Consider the following 16,257-nt stretch of genomic DNA (forward strand, 5'->3'; position numbering starts at 1 on the left):
GCTTTCGGCCGAGGCAGGCCTGGCGGGACGGCCGATCCGGTGGTCCTGCCGGGCGTCCTAGTTTGGCGGGTATGAGGTCTCTTCTTCGGATTGCCGTGACCGCCGCGGCCCTCCTCGTCCTGGGGATGGCCGTGGGACCCGGGGCTGCCTACGCCGCGGACGGTGATGAGCGCGTTGCCCGCATACGGCTGCGGGTCGTCGACGCCGTCAATGCGGAGACCCGGGCCGAGATCGAGCGGGCACGGGGCCTCGCGCCGCCCGGTGAGGTGGCGCGGCTTGAGGAGAAGTTCCAGGAGGGGAGCCGGCTCGCGGCGGACCTGCGGACGGTGCGAGCGGTCCGGCCGCGCAGCGCCGAAGCGGAGTCCGCCATCCGTTCGGCCGGTGGTGGGGACGAGTCGTCCGGGGGCACCGTGTTCCAGGCTGCGCGGGCGGCTCTTCCGCATACTCCCGCCGGGGTGCTGAGCCTGGTCGGCGGGGGCGCGCTGGCGCTGGTCGGCGGGGGCGTGGCCGCCACTGTGGTGCGGCGGCCACGAAGGAAGGCGTAACAAGAAGAGGCGTATCGAGAAGGCGCAGCCGGTCAGCTGTTGCCGGAGGCCAGTTCGCGGCTGCGGTCGCGGGCGGCTTCCAGGGCTGCGATGAGGGCGGCCCGTACGCCGTGGTTCTCCAGCTCGCGGATCGCGCTGATGGTCGTGCCCGCCGGGGACGTCACCGCCTCGCGGAGCTTCACCGGGTGCTCGCCGCTGTCGCGGAGCATCACCGCGGCGCCGATCGCGGACTGCACGATCAGGTCGTACGCCTGGGCGCGGGGCAGGCCGAGCAGGATTCCGGCGTCGGTCATCGCCTCGACCAGGTAGTAGAAGTACGCCGGGCCCGAGCCGGAGAGGGCCGTTGCCGCGTCCTGCTGGGATTCCGGTACGCGCAGGGTCTTGCCCACTCCGCCGAAGATTTCCTCCGTATGGGCGAGGTGGTCCGGCGTCGCGTGGCTGCCGGCGCTGATCACCGACATGCCCTCGTCGACCAGTACGGGGGTGTTCGGCATGACGCGTACGACCGGGGTGCCGGAGGCCAGGCGGGCTTCGATGAAGGAGCTCGGGATGCCGGCCGCGGCGCTGATCACCAGGCGGTCGCTCGTGACGTGCGGGGCCAGTTCGTCCAGGAGCTTGCCCATGTCCTGGGGCTTCACCGCGAGAATCAGCGTGTCTGCGCGCTTGGCGGCCTCGGCGTTGGTGACCGCGTCCACGCCGTAGCGGGCGTGGAGTTCCGCGGCGCGCTCCGGGCGGCGGGCGGTGACCAGGAGGTTGGCCGGGTGCCAGCCGGCCCGGATCATTCCGCTGAGGAGGGCCTCACCGATCTTGCCGGTGCCGAGGACTGCGACGGTCTGGGTCATGCGGTCACCCTCCAGGTGGTGCGGCGTTTCGTGACGTCATCCTCGCATCGCGGACGGGTGCCGGAAGGGGGCGTCCGAGGGGCGGTACGGCTAGGGCCTGTCCGGCGGATCTGGTTGGCTTCGGCTCGGGGCGAGGCTGTGATGCTGGTGAGCGGGGATCTGGTGCGTGCAGCTGCAAGGCGGAGGAGGGCGGCGACGCGATGGGGGTCCCCCTGTTCGAGCGCAGCCGAGAACTAGGGGGAGTCGGCAACTGACGACAACGCCGTGGGGGTCCCCCTGGCCCTTTAGGCCTTGGGGGAGGGCGTGCCAGGCTCCCGCGTCCCAGACAAGATCCGCCGGACAGGCCCTACGGGGTCCGGCGGGGCAGGGTGGCGGCGCCGAGGGTGAGGACCAGGACCGCTACCGCCGCCACGATGCCGGTGTCCTTCGCGAACGTGGCCGTCGCGTCCGGGTGGTGGAGGACCTGGGTCATGGCGTCGACGGCGTACGACATGGGCAGGACGTCCGAGATCCAGCGCAGGACCGGCTGCATCGAGTCGCGCGGGGTGAACAGGCCGCACAGCAGGAGCTGGGGGAAGATCACCGCCGGCATGAACTGGACCGCCTGGAATTCGGACGCGGCGAAGGCCGAGACGAACAGGCCGAGGGCGGTGCCGAGCAGGGCGTCGAGCAGGGCGACCAGGAGCAGCAGCCAGGGGGAGCCGACCACGCTCAGGTCGAGGAGCCAGACGGAGATGCCCGTCGCGATGAGCGATTGGAGTACGGCGAGCACGCCGAAGGCCAGTGCGTAGCCCCCGATCAGGTCGCCCTTGGCGAGCGGCATGGCGAGGAGGCGTTCCAGGGTGCCCGAGGTGCGTTCGCGCAGGGTGGCGATGGAGGACACCAGGAACATCGTGATCAGCGGGAAGATGCCGAGCAGCGAGGCGCCGATGCTGTTGAAGACGGCCGGGCTGCCGTCGAACACGTACCGGAGCAGGATGATCATCAGGGACGGGATGATCAGGAGCAGCGCGATCGTGCGTGGGTCGTGGCGCAGCTGACGCAGGACGCGGGCGGCAGTCGCGAGGGTGCGGGACGCGGTCATGAGCGGGCCTCGGGGTGGGGGGGTTGGCGCGGCATAGGGGCAGGCGCTGTGGGGGGGGCGAGCGCTGTGCGGGGGCTGGTCATCGGGAGCCCCGGGCTCTTCGGAGGTGCGGCCGCGGTGGTCATCGGTCGGCCGCGGGGCCTTGGAAGGGGCGAGGTGGCTTAAGGCGGGCTGTGGGCTCCCGGAGGTGCGGGTGCCGGAGGTACGGGTTGTGTTCATCGGGAGGCTTCGGGGTGGGTGGCGGTCTCGTCCACCAGGTGGAGGAAGGCCTGCTCGACGGTTTCGGTGGCGGTACGGGTGCGCAGGTCGTCCGGGGTGTCCTCGGCCAGGAGTACGCCTTCGCGCAGGAGGAGCAGGCGGTGGCAGCGTTCCGCTTCGTCCATGACGTGCGAGGACACCAGCAGGGTGGTGCCGCGGGTGGCGGCGATGGTGTGGAAGAGGTTCCAGAGGTCGCGGCGGAGTACGGGGTCGAGGCCCACGGTCGGTTCGTCCAGGACGAGCAGTTCCGGGGTGCCGAGCAGGGCGACGGCCAGTGAGACGCGGCTGAGCTGGCCGCCGGAGAGCCGGCCCGCGAGGTCGTCGGCGTGGCTGGTGAGGTCTACGTCGGTGATGGCCCGGGTGACCGCTTCGGCGCGGGCCGCGCGGTGGGCTCGGCCGGGGTTCAGTACGGCCGCGAAGTAGTCCAGGTTCTGACGTACCGTCAAATCCTGGTAGACGGACGGATCTTGGGTCACGTAGCCGATGCGCTCGCGCAGGGCCGGGGTGCCCGCGGGGGCACCGAGGACGGTGAGGGTGCCGGTGACTTTCGCCTGCGTACCCACGATCGCGCGCATCAGTGTCGACTTTCCGCAGCCGGACGGGCCGAGGAGGCCGGTGATGCGGGCGCGCGGAACGGTGAAGTCCAGGGCCTTCAGGACTTGGCGGTCGCCGCGCACGACGGTGAGGGACCGGGCCGTTACGGCGGGGGCCCCTTGGGGGCCCGGGGTGGTGTCGCGCCCTGGGGAGGTGCTGTTGCCCGCGGAGTTCGGGTCATAATTCACCATGTGATGAATAGTGCGCCTGCCGGGGTTCGGACGTCAAGGATCGGGGGCCGGGGGCCGTCAGGGGGCGTCCCCCATGGCCCTGCGGGGAGGGGGAGGGCGGGGCGCAGGGCGCTGGAGGAGGCATGAATCAGGAATCACTCGGAAAGCTCGCGGGCTCGTGGGGGCTTTCCGGAAGCCGTGATCCGCTCGGTTGCGGGGGGGGCTGTGCCTCGTCGTGCGGCTGTTAGTTGAGGGCCAGTCGTACGTGGACCACGTAGCACTCCTCCACCGTGCCGTCGGGGAAGCGTTCGCTCAGGAGCTCGTGCTCCCTCTTCAGGAACTCCCTCGCCCTCTCCTCGCCCAGGACCAGGAACGCCGAGTGGCTTCCCAGGTTCGCCAGGTGGGTGGCCAGCGGGACCTTGCGCGTGTGCGGGATTTCGCGTTCCGTGAAGTCCAGGCCGGGGACGTCGGTCCAGGGGTGGCCGCCTCGCTGCTTGCCCTCGCCGCTGGCCGGCCGGAACGAGTCGTGCCGGAAGAAGTCGCGCAGGCGGGCGTCCTGGGCGGCCGCCCACTCCTGCGAGTTGTCCGACATGTTCCACCACAGGGCGAGCGCGCCGCCCTCGCGCAGTACGCGGCGGGCTTCCGGGCCCGCCTTCGCCGGGTCGGTCCAGTGCCAGGCCTGGGCGTACGTGATGAAGTCCGCGGATGCGGTGGCGAGGGGGAGGTGGTTGCCGTCCCCCCGCACCAGCGGGATGCCGGGGTTGTTCCTGCGGAACTCGGCCGCCATGCCGTCGCCGGGCTCCACCGCGGTGACCTTCGCGCCGCGGGCGTGCAGGAGGCTGGTGGCTATGCCGGTGCCGGCGCCGACGTCAGCGACCTGGGCGTTCCGCAGGGGGCGTCCTGCCAGCTCCTCCAGCGTGTCGAGGAGGAGCGGGGGGTACGAGGGGCGGTTCGCGGCGTATTGCGCGGCGGCGGCGTTGAAGGAGTGGGCGCGGGTTGTCATGGGGGCGAGTCTGCCGGGTGGGGTGGGTTGGGGGGCGCGTTTTCCCACCCGCCCGCCCGTTCTGCTCCCTTGCAAGGTTGAGCCACGGGTGGGTGGTGCGGGCTCGCCGGCGGGGCGCGGGCCGGTGGGCGGACGAGCGCGCCCTCCCACCCGCCCGCCCGCTCGGCGGGGTCAAGAGGGCGAGGTACTGGCGGGAGTGGGGTGCCGGATCGTTGGCGGCTGACCGGCCGGTGGGTGCGTGGGCGGGCGGACGGACGGACGGGCTGGCTGGCTGGCTGGCTGGCTGGCTGGCTGGCGTGGCTCGCAGATGGCCTCGCGGCCGGTGAATAGCTACCGGCTTGTCGATGGCCTGGCGGCTGGGGACCAGCTCGCCGATGGGCCGACGGCCGGAGAATTCCAGCGGATCGATGACCTGGCAACCAGTGAGGCCCGGCACCTCGATGGTCTGACAGTCAGAGGCTCAGCCCGCCAATGGGCCGACGACCAAGGGGCCGGCTCGCCGATGGGCTGACAGCCGGGTGATTCCAGCGCGTGGGCTAACGACCGATGGGTCCCGCGCGTCGACAGCTGACGGCCAGGGGCCCGGCCTGTCGGCGCATGGCGGCCCGTGGCGGTGCGTGCACAAAGGCGCCGCCTTCCCACCTGCCCACCCGTTCTGCCCCCTCAAGAGAGCGAGGCACCAGTGGGGGCGCCGGATCGTTGGCGGCTGACGGCCCGGGGGAAGGGGACGTGGCTCGCCGATGGCCTGGGGGCCGATGGGTGGGCAGAGCCGCCTCACAGATGGGTCGCGGCCGATAGGCGGGCACAACCGGCTCACCCACGGGCTCGCGGCCGACGGGTAGGCGCAACCGGCCTCGCGATCGGCTCCGCTGTGAAAGGCAGGCAGAACCGGCCTCGTCGACGGGCCCGCCGCCGACGGGTGGGCACACACCAGCTCATCAATGGGCTCGCCGCTCCTGTGTGCCTGGGGCTGCTGGCCCCCGCACTCGGCGTTCCGTCTCGTGAAACGCCGAGCCATTCCATGGCCCCGCTCATCGCCCCCGCGGCCGACAGCTCCGACGGCCCCTGAGTGCCCCGGGCCGCCGACCCCCAAGGCGCGCGGTAACCGTGCGGTCAGCCACCCGTGGCCCGCCGACCCAAACCCAAACCCAAACCCAGACCCAGACTCAGACCCAGACGCACCAAGGCCGACAGCAGGGCAGGACCCTCCAAGGGGCTCAATCGGCGGGGCCCCGGCTACTTTCGCTTTGGCTTTTTCTTTGTCGACTTCGTCGGCTTCGTCGACGGGTTGCCCCGGCGGCGGGCGTACTGGGCGCGGGCCGTTTCGTATTCCTTGCGGTGGAGGGCCTCGCCCGGGGCCTCGGTGAAGGTGCGGAAGAAGTAGGCGAGCAGCGAGCCGATGAAGCCGATCGCCTTCAGGCCCTGGAGTGAGCGGTCCGCTTCCGGGTCGGCCGGGCGGGTCGAGAAGGCGTCCCAGGTTTTGCGGAACGCCAGCGCGCTGCAGATCGCGAACATCACCACCACCAGCACGTTCACGAAGCTGCCGGTGTTCGAGAGCTGCAGGCCCTCGTACGCGAAGCGCAGGACGAAGCACGCCGCCACCGCCGCGGCCAGCGAGCCGATCGCCGCGCCCGCCCTGCGCAGCCCGTACCCGTTGTCGTGGTCCACCCACGTCGTGCCGAAGAAGCGGATGGGCTCGGGCTGGGGGCCCGCGGTGCCTGCGCCCTTGCTCTCGGGGTTCTCGGGATTCTCGGGCTCGCTCATGGGGTCGATTATCCCAGGGGCGGACACGTAGCCCGTCAGCCGCAGCGCGGTGCCACGTATCCGTCGCTTCCCGTCTTCACGTACGCGTCCGCGACGAACCGGCCGTTGCCGATGTTGTCCCAGATGTTCGAGGTGCCGTACGGGCCCGAGACCCGGGTGCCCGGGGTCTGGCAGTTCACCGGGACCGTGGCGCCCTGGGGCAGCACGTCGATGATCGAGTAGCCCGTGCCGGGGCCGCTGCGCACGTTCAGTTCGCAGCCCGGGGCCACCGGATAGCGCTGGGTCCCCAGCGACGTGGACGCCATGGATTCGGCTGATTCTGATGCCATGTGAAGCTCCCCCATCGGATTCACTCTGCGTGCAACACGCAGGCTAGCAAGCCCCATCGGGCCCGTACGCCCCATCGACTAGGCTCCGCCGGGACGCGCGCGTACAACGGACACTCGGGGGTGGGCCATGGCCTCGCCGCGCAGTATCGGGTTCGGAGCAGAGGGCGCCGCGGATCCGGAGTCCGTCGGGGCGTACCGGCTCGAATCCGTACTCGGCTCGGGCGGGATGGGTGTGGTGCACCTGGCCACCTCTCCCTCCGGCATGCGGCTCGCCGTCAAGGTCGTGCACGCCCAGCACGCCGCCGACCCGGAGTTCCGGGCCCGCTTCCGGCAGGAGGTGTCGGCGGCCCGGCGGGTCAGCGGGGCCTTCACCGCCTCCGTCGTCGACGCCGACCCCGATGCCGACCGGCCCTGGATGGCCACCGTCCACATCCCGGGGCCCACCCTCGCCGAACGCGTCAAGGACAGCGGGCCGCTCACCGCCGCCGAGGTACGCCGGCTCGGAGCCGGGCTCGCCGAGGCCCTGCGCGACATCCACCGGGCCGGGGTCGTGCACCGCGACCTCAAGCCGAGCAACGTGCTGCTCGCCGCCGACGGGCCCAAGGTCATCGACTTCGGGATCTCGCGTCCGTACGACAGCGATCTGCGGACCGAGACCGGCAAGCTCATCGGCACGCCGCCCTTCATGGCGCCCGAGCAGTTCCAGCGGCCCCGCGAGGTGGGGCCCGCAGCCGACGTGTTCGCCATGGGGGCCGTGCTCGTGCACGCTGCCACCGGGAGCGGGCCCTTCGACTCCGCTTCGCCGTACGTCGTCGCGTACCAAGTCGTCCACAACGAGCCCGACCTGGACGGGGTGCCCGAGGATCTCGCGCCCGTGCTGCGCCTGTGCCTCGCCAAGGATCCCGGCGACCGGCCCACCCCGGACGAGCTGATGTCCGCGCTGCGGTCCGTCGCGTACGGGTCCGAGGCCCATATCCCTACGCAGCGGTTCCGTAATCCTGTTCCACCCAGCAATCCTGTTCCGCCTCGGACCGAGAGTGACTCCCCCGAGTCCCCCGAGTCCCCGGGCTCCCCCGCCCCCTCGCGCCGCCGCACCCGCTGGGTCGTCGGCGCGCTCGTGCTCATCGGGGTCGCCGGCGGGGGCGTGGCCGCCGTCCGGGCGCTGCCCGACGGCACCGGGACCGTCGCCGCTCCCGAGCAGCCCGCAGCGGCTCAATTCCGGCCCTGGAACGTGCAGTTGGCCACCAAGGGGGACGGGAATCGTACGGCCTTCTGCTCGGCGGACGCGGGTGGCGGCGCCCTGTACTGCGCCGCGCCCGGCGTCACCGTCGCCCGGCTCGACGCCCTCAGCGGGAAGGTCCTCTGGTCGACGGCGGGGGGCGGCGGGCAGCTGCTGTCCGAGGACCTCGCTCCCGTCGCGGCCGGCGGGAGGGTCCTTGTGCGGGCTCCGGGAGGCGGATCCTTGCGGGCGTACGACGCCGGGACCGGCAAGCCGGTGTGGTCCGCCGACGTATCGGCGTACTCCGGGGTGCATCCCGCAGGCGCCACCGTGCTGCTCGCCACGGCGGACGGGCACGTCACTGCCCTCAACTCCGTTACGGGTAAGGAGAGTTGGCGGAAGGCGGTCGGCGGGCCCCGCTCTCAGTGGGTTGTGCCGGCCGACGGCAAAGGGGCCGCCTTCGTCGCCACCCCGTCCGCCGACGGGCGCTCGACCTCCGTCACCGCCCTCGATCCCGCCACCGGATCCGTGCGATGGCAGGCTCGGGCCGACGGGCGGCTCAGGCCCGTCGCGGCCGACGGCAAGGCCGTGTTCCTGCTGGCCACCGACCCCAGCGGGTTCACCACGGCGGTCGTACGCCTCGACGCCGCCACGCACACCGCCCGCCGCACCGCGCTCACCGCACCCCTCGACCAGGCGCAGGCCGGGGCCGCCGGGGACAGCGTCTACCTGTTCGGGGCGGGCGGGGCGCTGGTCGCGGTCGACTCCGTACGGGGCGGCGAGAAGTGGCGGCTCGACACGGGGGTGGCCCGCGCCTCGCGGCCCGTCGCCTCGGGCGGCCAGGTGTTCCTGACCGGCGCGGACGGGCGACTGCTCGCCTTCGACGCGGGCAAGGGCGTGCTCGCGGGCCAGACCAACCCCCGTATGAACAACGGGCGTTACACCTTCACGCCCGCCCTCCCGGCGCCGCTCGCCGCCGGGGGGCGGGTGTATGCCGCCTCCCCCGACGGGTCGGTGTTCGGGGTCGATCCGGGGGACGTCGCCAGTTGGTGACCTGCTGGATCCGCCAGTTGGTGACCTGTTGATGACCTGCTGGATCCGCCAGTTGGTGACCTGTTGATGACCTGCTGGATTCGCTAGTTGGCGACCCGCTGGGCTCACTGCCGATGCGGCGTCAGCCCAGCGCTCGCACGTCACCTGATGTGGCGTCAGCCCAGCTTCGAGACGTCGCGCACCGCGCCCCGGTCCGCGCTGGTCGCCATCGCCGCGTAGGCGCGCAGCGCGGCCGAGACCTTGCGCTCGCGGTTCTTCGGCGCGTACACGCCGCCCAGCGCGTCCCGACGGGTCGCCAACTCGGCCTCGGGGACGAGGAGTTCGATCGTACGGTTGGGGATGTCGATCCGGATGCGGTCGCCGTCCTCGACCAGCGCGATCGTGCCGCCGGACGCCGCCTCGGGCGAGGCGTGGCCGATGGACAGGCCCGAGGTGCCGCCGGAGAAGCGGCCGTCGGTGATCAGCGCGCAGGTCTTGCCGAGGCCCCGGCCCTTGAGGAAGGAAGTGGGGTAGAGCATCTCCTGCATGCCGGGGCCGCCCTTGGGGCCTTCGTAACGGATCACGACGACGTCGCCGTGCGTGATCTCCTTGCGGAGGATCTTGTCGACGGCCTCGTCCTGCGACTCGCAGACGACGGCCGGGCCCTCGAAGGTCCAGATCGACTCGTCGACGCCGGCCGTCTTCACGACGCAGCCGTCCTCGGCGAGGTTGCCGTGCAGGACCGCGAGGCCGCCGTCCTTGCTGTACGCGTGCACCGCGTCCCGGATGCAGCCCTCGGCCGCGTCGGTGTCCAGGGTGTCCCAGCGCTCGGACTGCGAGAACGCGGTGGCCGAGCGGACGCAGCCCGGGGCCGCGTGCCACAGCTCGACCGCTTCGTCGGACGGGGAGCCGCCGCGCACGTCCCAGACGTCCAGCCACTCCTTGATGGAGCGGGAGTGGACGGTGTGCACGTCCTCGTTGAGCAGGCCCGCGCGGTACAGCTCGCCGAGGATCGCGGGGATGCCGCCGGCGCGGTGCACGTCCTCCATGTAGTACGTGCGGTTCTTGGCGACGTTCGGGGCGACCTTGGCCAGGCACGGGACGCGGCGGCTGACGGCGTCCATGTCGCTGAGGCCGTAGTCGAGCTCGGCCTCCTGGGCGGCGGCGAGCAGGTGCAGGATCGTGTTGGTGGAGCCGCCCATGGCGATGTCGAGCGCCATCGCGTTCTCGAACGCGGCGCGGGTCGCGATGGAGCGGGGCAGGACGGAGTGGTCGTCGTCCTCGTAGTGCCGCTTGGTGATCTCCACGACCGTGCGGGCCGCGTTCTCGTACAGGGCGCGGCGGGCGGTGTGGGTCGCCAGGACCGAGCCGTTGCCGGGGAGGGAGAGTCCGATCGCCTCGGTCAGGCAGTTCATCGAGTTGGCGGTGAACATGCCGGAGCAGGAGCCGCAGGTGGGACAGGCGTTCTCCTCGATGCGGAGGATGTCCTCGTCGGAGATCTTGTCGTTCACCGCGTCCGAGATCGCGTCGACCAGGTCGAGCGTGCGGACCGTGCCGTCGACCAGGGTCGCCTTGCCGGACTCCATCGGGCCGCCGGAGACGAAGACGGTGGGGATGTTGAGGCGGAGCGCCGCCATCAGCATGCCGGGGGTGATCTTGTCGCAGTTGGAGATGCAGATCAGGGCGTCGGCACAGTGCGCCTCGACCATGTACTCCACGCTGTCCGCGATGAGGTCGCGGGAGGGGAGGCTGTAGAGCATGCCGCCGTGCCCCATTGCGATGCCGTCGTCCACGGCGATGGTGTTGAACTCGCGGGGGACGGCGCCGGCGGCCAGGATCGCCTCGCTGACGATGCGGCCGACCGGGGCGAGGTGGGTGTGGCCCGGCACGAACTCGGTGAAGCTGTTCGCCACGGCGATGATCGGCTTGCCGATGTCCTCGCTCGCTACACCGGAGGCCCGCATAAGGGCGCGGGCGCCCGCCATGTTGCGGCCGTGGGTGACTGTGCGGGACCTCAGCTCGGGCATCGTCGCTCGTCTCCTTCAGACAGGGTGGGCTGTCTGTGAGCCTACGCCGCGGCTCCAAGATTTGGACAGGGTGTCCGGATGGCGGGACGCGTGGCTCGCTATTTGACCCCCGTCCCGGGCGGGGGTGGGCCGCTGGGGCTCCGCCCCGGACCCCGCTCCTCAAACGCCGGAGAGGCCGGGTTCTCACCCCGGGTCCGTCAGATACCTCTGCAGGGTCGGAGCCACCATCTCCACGATCCGCTCCGCCGGCGCCGAGGCCAGCGGCTCCACTTCCAGGACGTACCGCATGATCACGATCCCCATCATGTGCGACGCCGCCAGCTCCGCGCGGAAGCGGGGGTCGGGGACCTGGAGGTCCCCCGCCACCCGCTCCAGCAGGCGGCGCAGGACGAAGCCCCGCAGCACCTTCGCCGCCGCGTCGTGCGTGAGGGCCGAGCGGATCACGGCGATCAAAGGGGTGCGGGTCGCCGGGTTCTCCCAGATGGCCAGGAAGTGGCGGGCCAGGCGTTCGCCGACGCCGTCGAGGGAGTCGCCGAGGACCGCGTCCACGGTCAGCGCCGGTTCGAAGTCGACCTCGATGGCCGCCGCGAACACCTCGTCCTTGGTGCCGAAGTAGTGGTGGACCAGCGCCGCGTCCACCCCCGCCGCCTTGGCGATGCCCCGCATCGATGTCTTGTCGTAGCCCCGGTCCGAGAATTCCGTGCGCGCGGCGGCGAGGATGCGCTCGCGGGTGCCGGGGCCCGTTTCGGCGGCGGCCCGCGGAGGCCGGCCGCGCCGGCGCGGGGCGGCCGGCCCCGTACCGCCCCCGGAGTCCGTCATGCGCGGCGGGCCGGCGCGGACGCCAGGTGCAGCCGGGTGAAGGCGAGGGCTTCGGCGAGGTCGGCCTCGCGCTCGGCGGCGGACATCGCCCGCCGGGTGTTGACCTCGATGACGACGTGCCCGTCGAACCCGGTCAGGGCGAGGCGCTCCAGGAGTTCCGCGCAGGGTTGCGTACCGCGGCCCGGCACCAGGTGCTCGTCCTTCGCCGAGCCGCGCCCGTCCGCGAGGTGGACGTGGGCGAGCCGGTCGCCCATCCGGTCGACCATGGCCATCGCGTCCGTGCGGGAGGTCGCGGCGTGCGAGAGGTCGACCGTGAAGTGCCGGTAGTCGTCCTTCGTCACGTCCCAGTCGGGCGCGTACGCCAGCATCTCGCGGTCCCGGTAGCGCCACGGGTACATGTTCTCTACGGCGAATCTGACGTCGGTCTCGTCCGCCATCCGCCAGATGCCGTTCACGAAGTCGCGGGAGTACTGGCGCTGCCAGCGGAAGGGCGGATGGACCACCACCGCCGACGCGCCGAGCTTCTCCGCCGCCGCCCGCGCCCGCTGAAGCTTCGCCCACGGATCGGTGGACCAGACCCGCTGCGTGATCAGGAGACACGGCGCGTGGACGGCCAGGATCGGCACCTGGTGGTAGTCGGAGAGCCGCCGCAGGGCTTCGATGTCCTGGCTCACGGGGTCGGTCCAGACCATGACCTCGACGCCGTCGTAGCCCAGGCGCGCGGCGATCTCGAAGGCCGTTGCCGTCGACTCCGGATAGACCGAGGCCGTGGACAGGGCGACCTTCGCATCCGGGATGCGCACCACTGGTTCTGCCACGCAGACAGGGTACGGGCCGCCACCGCCGAGGGGGGAGGCGGTCCGGCGAGCCCGACGAACGTCACACTCGCCGGTAACTCCGGGTCCGGCTCTCCCCTTCGCTCCGTCAGCCCACCGGCAGGTGGTCGAGGTGGCGCAGGATCACGCCCTCGCGCAGCGCCCAGGGACAGACCTCCAGCTCATCGACGGCGAACAGGTCCATCGCACCCTCGGCGACGAGCGCCCCCGCGAGCAGCTGCGGCGCCCGGCCCTCCGAGACGCCGGGCAGCGTGGTGCGCTGTTCGGTCGTCATGGCGGCGAGCTTGGGCACCCACTCCTCCAGTGATTTACGACTCAGAGTGCGCTGGACGTAGGCACCCTCGCTCGACCGTGCGGCCCCCGCGATCCGCGCAAGCTGCTTGAACGTCTTCGACGTGGCGACCACGTGATCGGGCCGCCCCGAGCGGGTGAACTCCCCTACGGTTTCGGCGATTTGGGCCCTCACATGACGGCGAAGGGCCCGTACGTCGGACGGGTCCGGCGGGTCGCCCGGCAGCCAGCCCGCGGTCAGCCGCCCGGCTCCCAGCGGCAGCGAGACCGCCGCGTCCGGCTCCTCGTCGATGCCGTACGCGACTTCCAGGGAGCCGCCCCCGATGTCGAGGAGCAGCAGCTTCCCGGCCGACCAGCCGTACCAGCGGCGCGCCGCGAGAAAGGTGAGGCGCGCCTCCTCCTCGCCGGAGAGCACCACCAGATCGACCCCGGTCTCGGCGCGGACCCGGGCGATCACCTCGTCCACATTGCTGGCCTCGCGCACCGCGGACGTGGCGAAGGGGAGCAGTTCCTGGACACCCTTGTCCTCGGCCGAGAGCAGCGCGCCACTGATCGTGGCGACGAGGCGGTCGATGCCTTCCGGTCCGATCGCACCGTCCTCGTCGAGGAGTTCGGCGAGCCGCAGCTCGGCCTTGTGCGAGTGCGCGGGCAGCGGCGCGGCACCGGCGTGCGCGTCCACCACCAGCAGATGAACCGTGTTCGACCCCACATCGAGGACTCCGAGTCTCATGGACTGAACGCTACTGCGCGTCCGGACATGGCCTCGGACATACGCTTGAGGTGTGCCAAAGACGAAAAAGGCGAAGCCGGGCAAAGCCAAGGCCCCGAAGAACCCCGCGAACAAGGCTCAGGACGAGCAGGGGATCGACTTCCCGCGCGCCTGGGTCGAGTTCCCCGACCCCGCCGACGACGAGCAGGTCTTCCGCTGTGACCTGACCTGGCTCACCTCGCGGTGGACCTGCATCTTCGGCAGCGGCTGCCAGGGCATCGAGGCGGGCCGGGCCGACGACGGCTGCTGCACGCTTGGCGCCCACTTCTCCGACAAGGACGACGAGAAGCGGGTGGCCGGGCACGTGGCGCGGCTCACCCCGGAGCTGTGGCAGTTCCACGACGTCGGCACCGAGTCGGGCTGGATCCAGACCGACGAGGACGGCGACCGCCAGACCCGCCGCTGGAACGGCTCGTGCATCTTCCAGAACCGGCCGGGCTTCGCGGGCGGCGCCGGCTGCTCGCTGCACATCCTCGCCCTGAAAGAGGGCAAGGAGCCCCTTGAGACCAAGCCGGACGTCTGCTGGCAGCTGCCGGTGCGCCGGACGTACGACTGGATCGAGCGGCCCGACGACACCAAGGTGTTGCAGATCTCGATCGGCGAGTACGACCGCCGCGGCTGGGGCCCCGGCGGCCACGACCTGCACTGGTGGTGCACCTCGGCGACCTCCGCGCACGGCGCGGGCGAGCCCGTGTACGTGACGTACAAGCCGGAGCTGACCGAGCTGATGGGCGAGGAGGCGTACGCCGTCCTCGTCGAGCAGTGCGAGGCGCGGCTCGCCTCGCAGCTCCCCCTGGTCGCCCCGCACCCGGCCGATCCGAAGCGGTAACTCCCTTATCCCGTACGGCAGTTGCTAGCCACTCGGGGTCGAAGACGGCGGCGTCTGCGTGGGTGTGGGCGTCGCCGTCGGGGTGGGGCTCTGGCTCGGCGGCGTCGGGGTGGGCGTGGGCGTCGGGCTGCTCGGGCTCTGCGTCGGCGGCGTCGAGGCGGGCGCGCTGGATCCGCCCGGGCCGGGGTGGCCCGTGGTGCCGGGGTCGGGCGAGGACGGCGTCGCGATGGGCGTGCCGTCGCCCGCGATGCGTACCGCCGCGCCCGAAGGCGCCACCTCGACCCGTGCCGACCACGCGTGGTGCGGCTCCTCGGCGTGGTCGACCCGGATGTACACGGTGACGCTCTGGCCTGGCGCGAGCCTGCCCGCGCTCTGGCTGAAGGTGAGCCAGCGGGCGTGGCTGCGCAGCGACCAGTCGACGGGTGCGCCGCCGGTGGAGGTGAGCGTGAGCACGGTCGTGTCGCCGGCCGAACTCGCCGAGACCGCGAGCCGGGCGGGGCCCGCCGGGGCGGTCGTGGGGCTGATGACCTCGACGGACACGTCGGGGGCGCGGCTGCCCGCGGTGAACCGGGTGTCGGGCTCGCTGCGCGCGTTGCCCGCGTTCTCGTAGCGGTCGTACGGATGCCCGCTCAGTCCGCCCGGGCTGTCGGCCTCGCTGGCGGTGACCTTGGCGCCGCCCTCCGGCTCGCCGGTCGCGGGGGCGCCGCGGTAGGCGGCCCAGAGCGCGAAGACGGGGGCCGCGACGACGGTCGCGACGACGGTGGTGGTCACGGCCCTGGCCCGCAGCCGGTCGCGCCGGGCGGCCCGGTCCTTCGGGTCCATCGGGAACCCGGCGCGGTCGAAGCGCGGGGCCCCACCGCGCGCCCTCGGCACGTGCAGCATCGCGGCCTGGGCCGCGGCCCGCGGCGCCTCGGCCAGCGGCAGCGCGGCCGGGGTGACGGTCGCCCCGGGCCAGGGTCCGGACGCTCCCGTGCGCTCGGCGGCGCGGCGGCAGCGGGGGCAGTCGTCGACGTGCCTGACCAGTTCGCGGCGCAGCGCCGCCGAGAGCAGCACCTGGTGGTCACCGGTGAGTTGGGCGACCGCGGGGCAGCCGCCCATCTCGACGACGGCGAGCGCCGCGCGGGTCCGCTCGACCTCGCAGGCGCCCGCGGCGAGCAGTTCGCGCGCGGCCGGGTAGTTCATGCCGAGCACCGAGGCGACCTCGCGGGCGCCGAGCTGGTGGCGGACCGCGAGTTCGAGGGCCTCGCGCTGTTCGGGGGTGGTGCCGGCGGCCTCGGGCCAGGCGAGCAGGGCGAGTTCACGCCGGCGCCGCTCCTGCTCCTCCTCGGACACCGCTACGGCGGGGGCCTCTTCGGCGGTGCGTCCGGTGTGGGCGCCCTGCCGGTTCCTCTTGCGCTCGGCCAGCTTGCGCAGACAGGCCCAGCGGGCGAGCGCGTACAGCCACGCCTTGCGTTCGGCCTCGGCCGAGGGGCACCGCGCGTGCTGGCGCTCGGAGACGGCGAGTATGTCGCCGAGGGCGGCGGTCGCCTCGTCGTGGTCGCACAGGACGGACAGGCAGTACGTGAACAGGCCGTCCAGGTAGGCCTCGTAACGCGCGGGCGGGCGCTGGGCCAACGTACGGGGCGCACGGCTCTGCGCCCGGTGTGCGCCGGTGTTGTGCGCTGGTTGATCCGGTCTGCTGCTCGTCACGCGAGCGACCGTAGGCGGAGCATCACGACTTCTTCGTACCGGTTGAGCACATTTAATCCTTACGGGTGAACGTATCCCTCAAAAGGGGACAGGAATCGGGAATTCCATGGCATTCCATGGCAGACCAGCTACGCACTGTGCAAACGGACTCAACCAG

The 16,257-nt window shown here is 72.1% G+C and carries 14 protein-coding genes; 3 read left to right on the plus strand and 11 right to left on the minus strand.

Going from position 1 to position 16,257, the window contains the following annotated elements; genetic code table 11:
* Positions 1 to 71 precede the first annotated feature (71 nt).
* A complete protein-coding gene (locus tag OHA17_RS17285) occupies positions 72 to 545 on the plus strand; it encodes a hypothetical protein (protein ID WP_406507364.1) in 474 nt (157 codons plus the stop codon).
* A gap of 32 nt (positions 546 to 577) precedes the next feature.
* On the opposite strand, the gene proC is transcribed toward OHA17_RS17285, so the two are convergent.
* From proC to OHA17_RS17315, 6 genes are all read right to left on the minus strand, one after another.
* A complete protein-coding gene (gene proC / locus OHA17_RS17290; protein ID WP_398877746.1) occupies positions 578 to 1,387 on the minus strand; it encodes a pyrroline-5-carboxylate reductase in 810 nt (269 codons plus the stop codon).
* Between the two features lie 346 nt (positions 1,388 to 1,733).
* Positions 1,734 to 2,471, minus strand: a complete 738-nt coding sequence (locus OHA17_RS17295) for an ABC transporter permease (RefSeq protein ID WP_406507365.1) — start codon at positions 2,469 to 2,471, stop codon at positions 1,734 to 1,736.
* Positions 2,472 to 2,686: 215 nt separating this feature from the next.
* Complete coding sequence (locus OHA17_RS17300) at positions 2,687 to 3,514, minus strand: ABC transporter ATP-binding protein (protein WP_406507366.1); 828 nt, start codon at positions 3,512 to 3,514, stop codon at positions 2,687 to 2,689.
* 223 nt (positions 3,515 to 3,737) lie between these two features.
* Positions 3,738 to 4,496, minus strand: a complete 759-nt coding sequence (locus tag OHA17_RS17305) for a class I SAM-dependent methyltransferase (RefSeq protein WP_406507367.1) — start codon at positions 4,494 to 4,496, stop codon at positions 3,738 to 3,740.
* Positions 4,497 to 5,732: 1,236 nt separating this feature from the next.
* Positions 5,733 to 6,260, minus strand: coding sequence for a hypothetical protein (locus OHA17_RS17310; RefSeq protein WP_406507368.1), 528 nt, complete (start codon positions 6,258 to 6,260; stop codon positions 5,733 to 5,735).
* Between the two features lie 35 nt (positions 6,261 to 6,295).
* Positions 6,296 to 6,589, minus strand: a complete 294-nt coding sequence (locus OHA17_RS17315) for an SH3 domain-containing protein (RefSeq protein ID WP_053729090.1) — start codon at positions 6,587 to 6,589, stop codon at positions 6,296 to 6,298.
* Positions 6,590 to 6,716: 127 nt separating this feature from the next.
* Here OHA17_RS17315 and OHA17_RS17320 point away from each other — a divergent pair, with 127 nt between their 5' ends.
* Complete coding sequence (locus tag OHA17_RS17320) at positions 6,717 to 8,861, plus strand: protein kinase domain-containing protein (protein WP_406507369.1); 2,145 nt, start codon at positions 6,717 to 6,719, stop codon at positions 8,859 to 8,861.
* A 155-nt stretch (positions 8,862 to 9,016) separates the two neighbouring features.
* Here the strand turns inward: OHA17_RS17320 and ilvD are convergent, their stop codons facing one another.
* The 4 genes from ilvD to OHA17_RS17340 form a co-directional block, all read right to left on the minus strand.
* Positions 9,017 to 10,867 (minus strand): dihydroxy-acid dehydratase, encoded by a 1,851-nt coding sequence (gene ilvD / locus OHA17_RS17325; RefSeq protein WP_406507370.1) that lies wholly within the window; start codon positions 10,865 to 10,867, stop codon positions 9,017 to 9,019.
* A 183-nt stretch (positions 10,868 to 11,050) separates the two neighbouring features.
* Positions 11,051 to 11,686, minus strand: a complete 636-nt coding sequence (locus tag OHA17_RS17330; RefSeq protein ID WP_406507371.1) for a TetR family transcriptional regulator — start codon at positions 11,684 to 11,686, stop codon at positions 11,051 to 11,053.
* Positions 11,683 to 12,504, minus strand: a complete 822-nt coding sequence (locus OHA17_RS17335) for a sugar phosphate isomerase/epimerase family protein (protein ID WP_406507372.1) — start codon at positions 12,502 to 12,504, stop codon at positions 11,683 to 11,685. The genes OHA17_RS17330 and OHA17_RS17335 overlap by 4 nt, the downstream gene beginning before the upstream one ends.
* A 106-nt stretch (positions 12,505 to 12,610) precedes the next feature.
* Positions 12,611 to 13,543 carry a Ppx/GppA phosphatase family protein gene (locus tag OHA17_RS17340; RefSeq protein WP_053729095.1) on the minus strand — a complete coding sequence of 311 codons (933 nt, stop codon included), beginning with the start codon at positions 13,541 to 13,543 and terminating at the stop codon, positions 12,611 to 12,613.
* Between the two features lie 52 nt (positions 13,544 to 13,595).
* Here OHA17_RS17340 and OHA17_RS17345 point away from each other — a divergent pair, with 52 nt between their 5' ends.
* Positions 13,596 to 14,411: a hypothetical protein gene (locus OHA17_RS17345; protein ID WP_398877729.1), complete on the plus strand. Its 816-nt coding sequence runs from the start codon at positions 13,596 to 13,598 to the stop codon at positions 14,409 to 14,411.
* 24 nt (positions 14,412 to 14,435) lie between these two features.
* Here OHA17_RS17345 and OHA17_RS17350 read toward each other — a convergent pair whose 3' ends face one another.
* Positions 14,436 to 16,100 carry a BACON domain-containing protein gene (locus OHA17_RS17350; protein WP_406507373.1) on the minus strand — a complete coding sequence of 555 codons (1,665 nt, stop codon included), beginning with the start codon at positions 16,098 to 16,100 and terminating at the stop codon, positions 14,436 to 14,438.
* Positions 16,101 to 16,257 lie beyond the last annotated feature (157 nt).

The organism is Streptomyces sp. NBC_00212 (genome assembly GCF_045206365.1).
GTDB lineage: Bacteria > Actinomycetota > Actinomycetes > Streptomycetales > Streptomycetaceae > Streptomyces.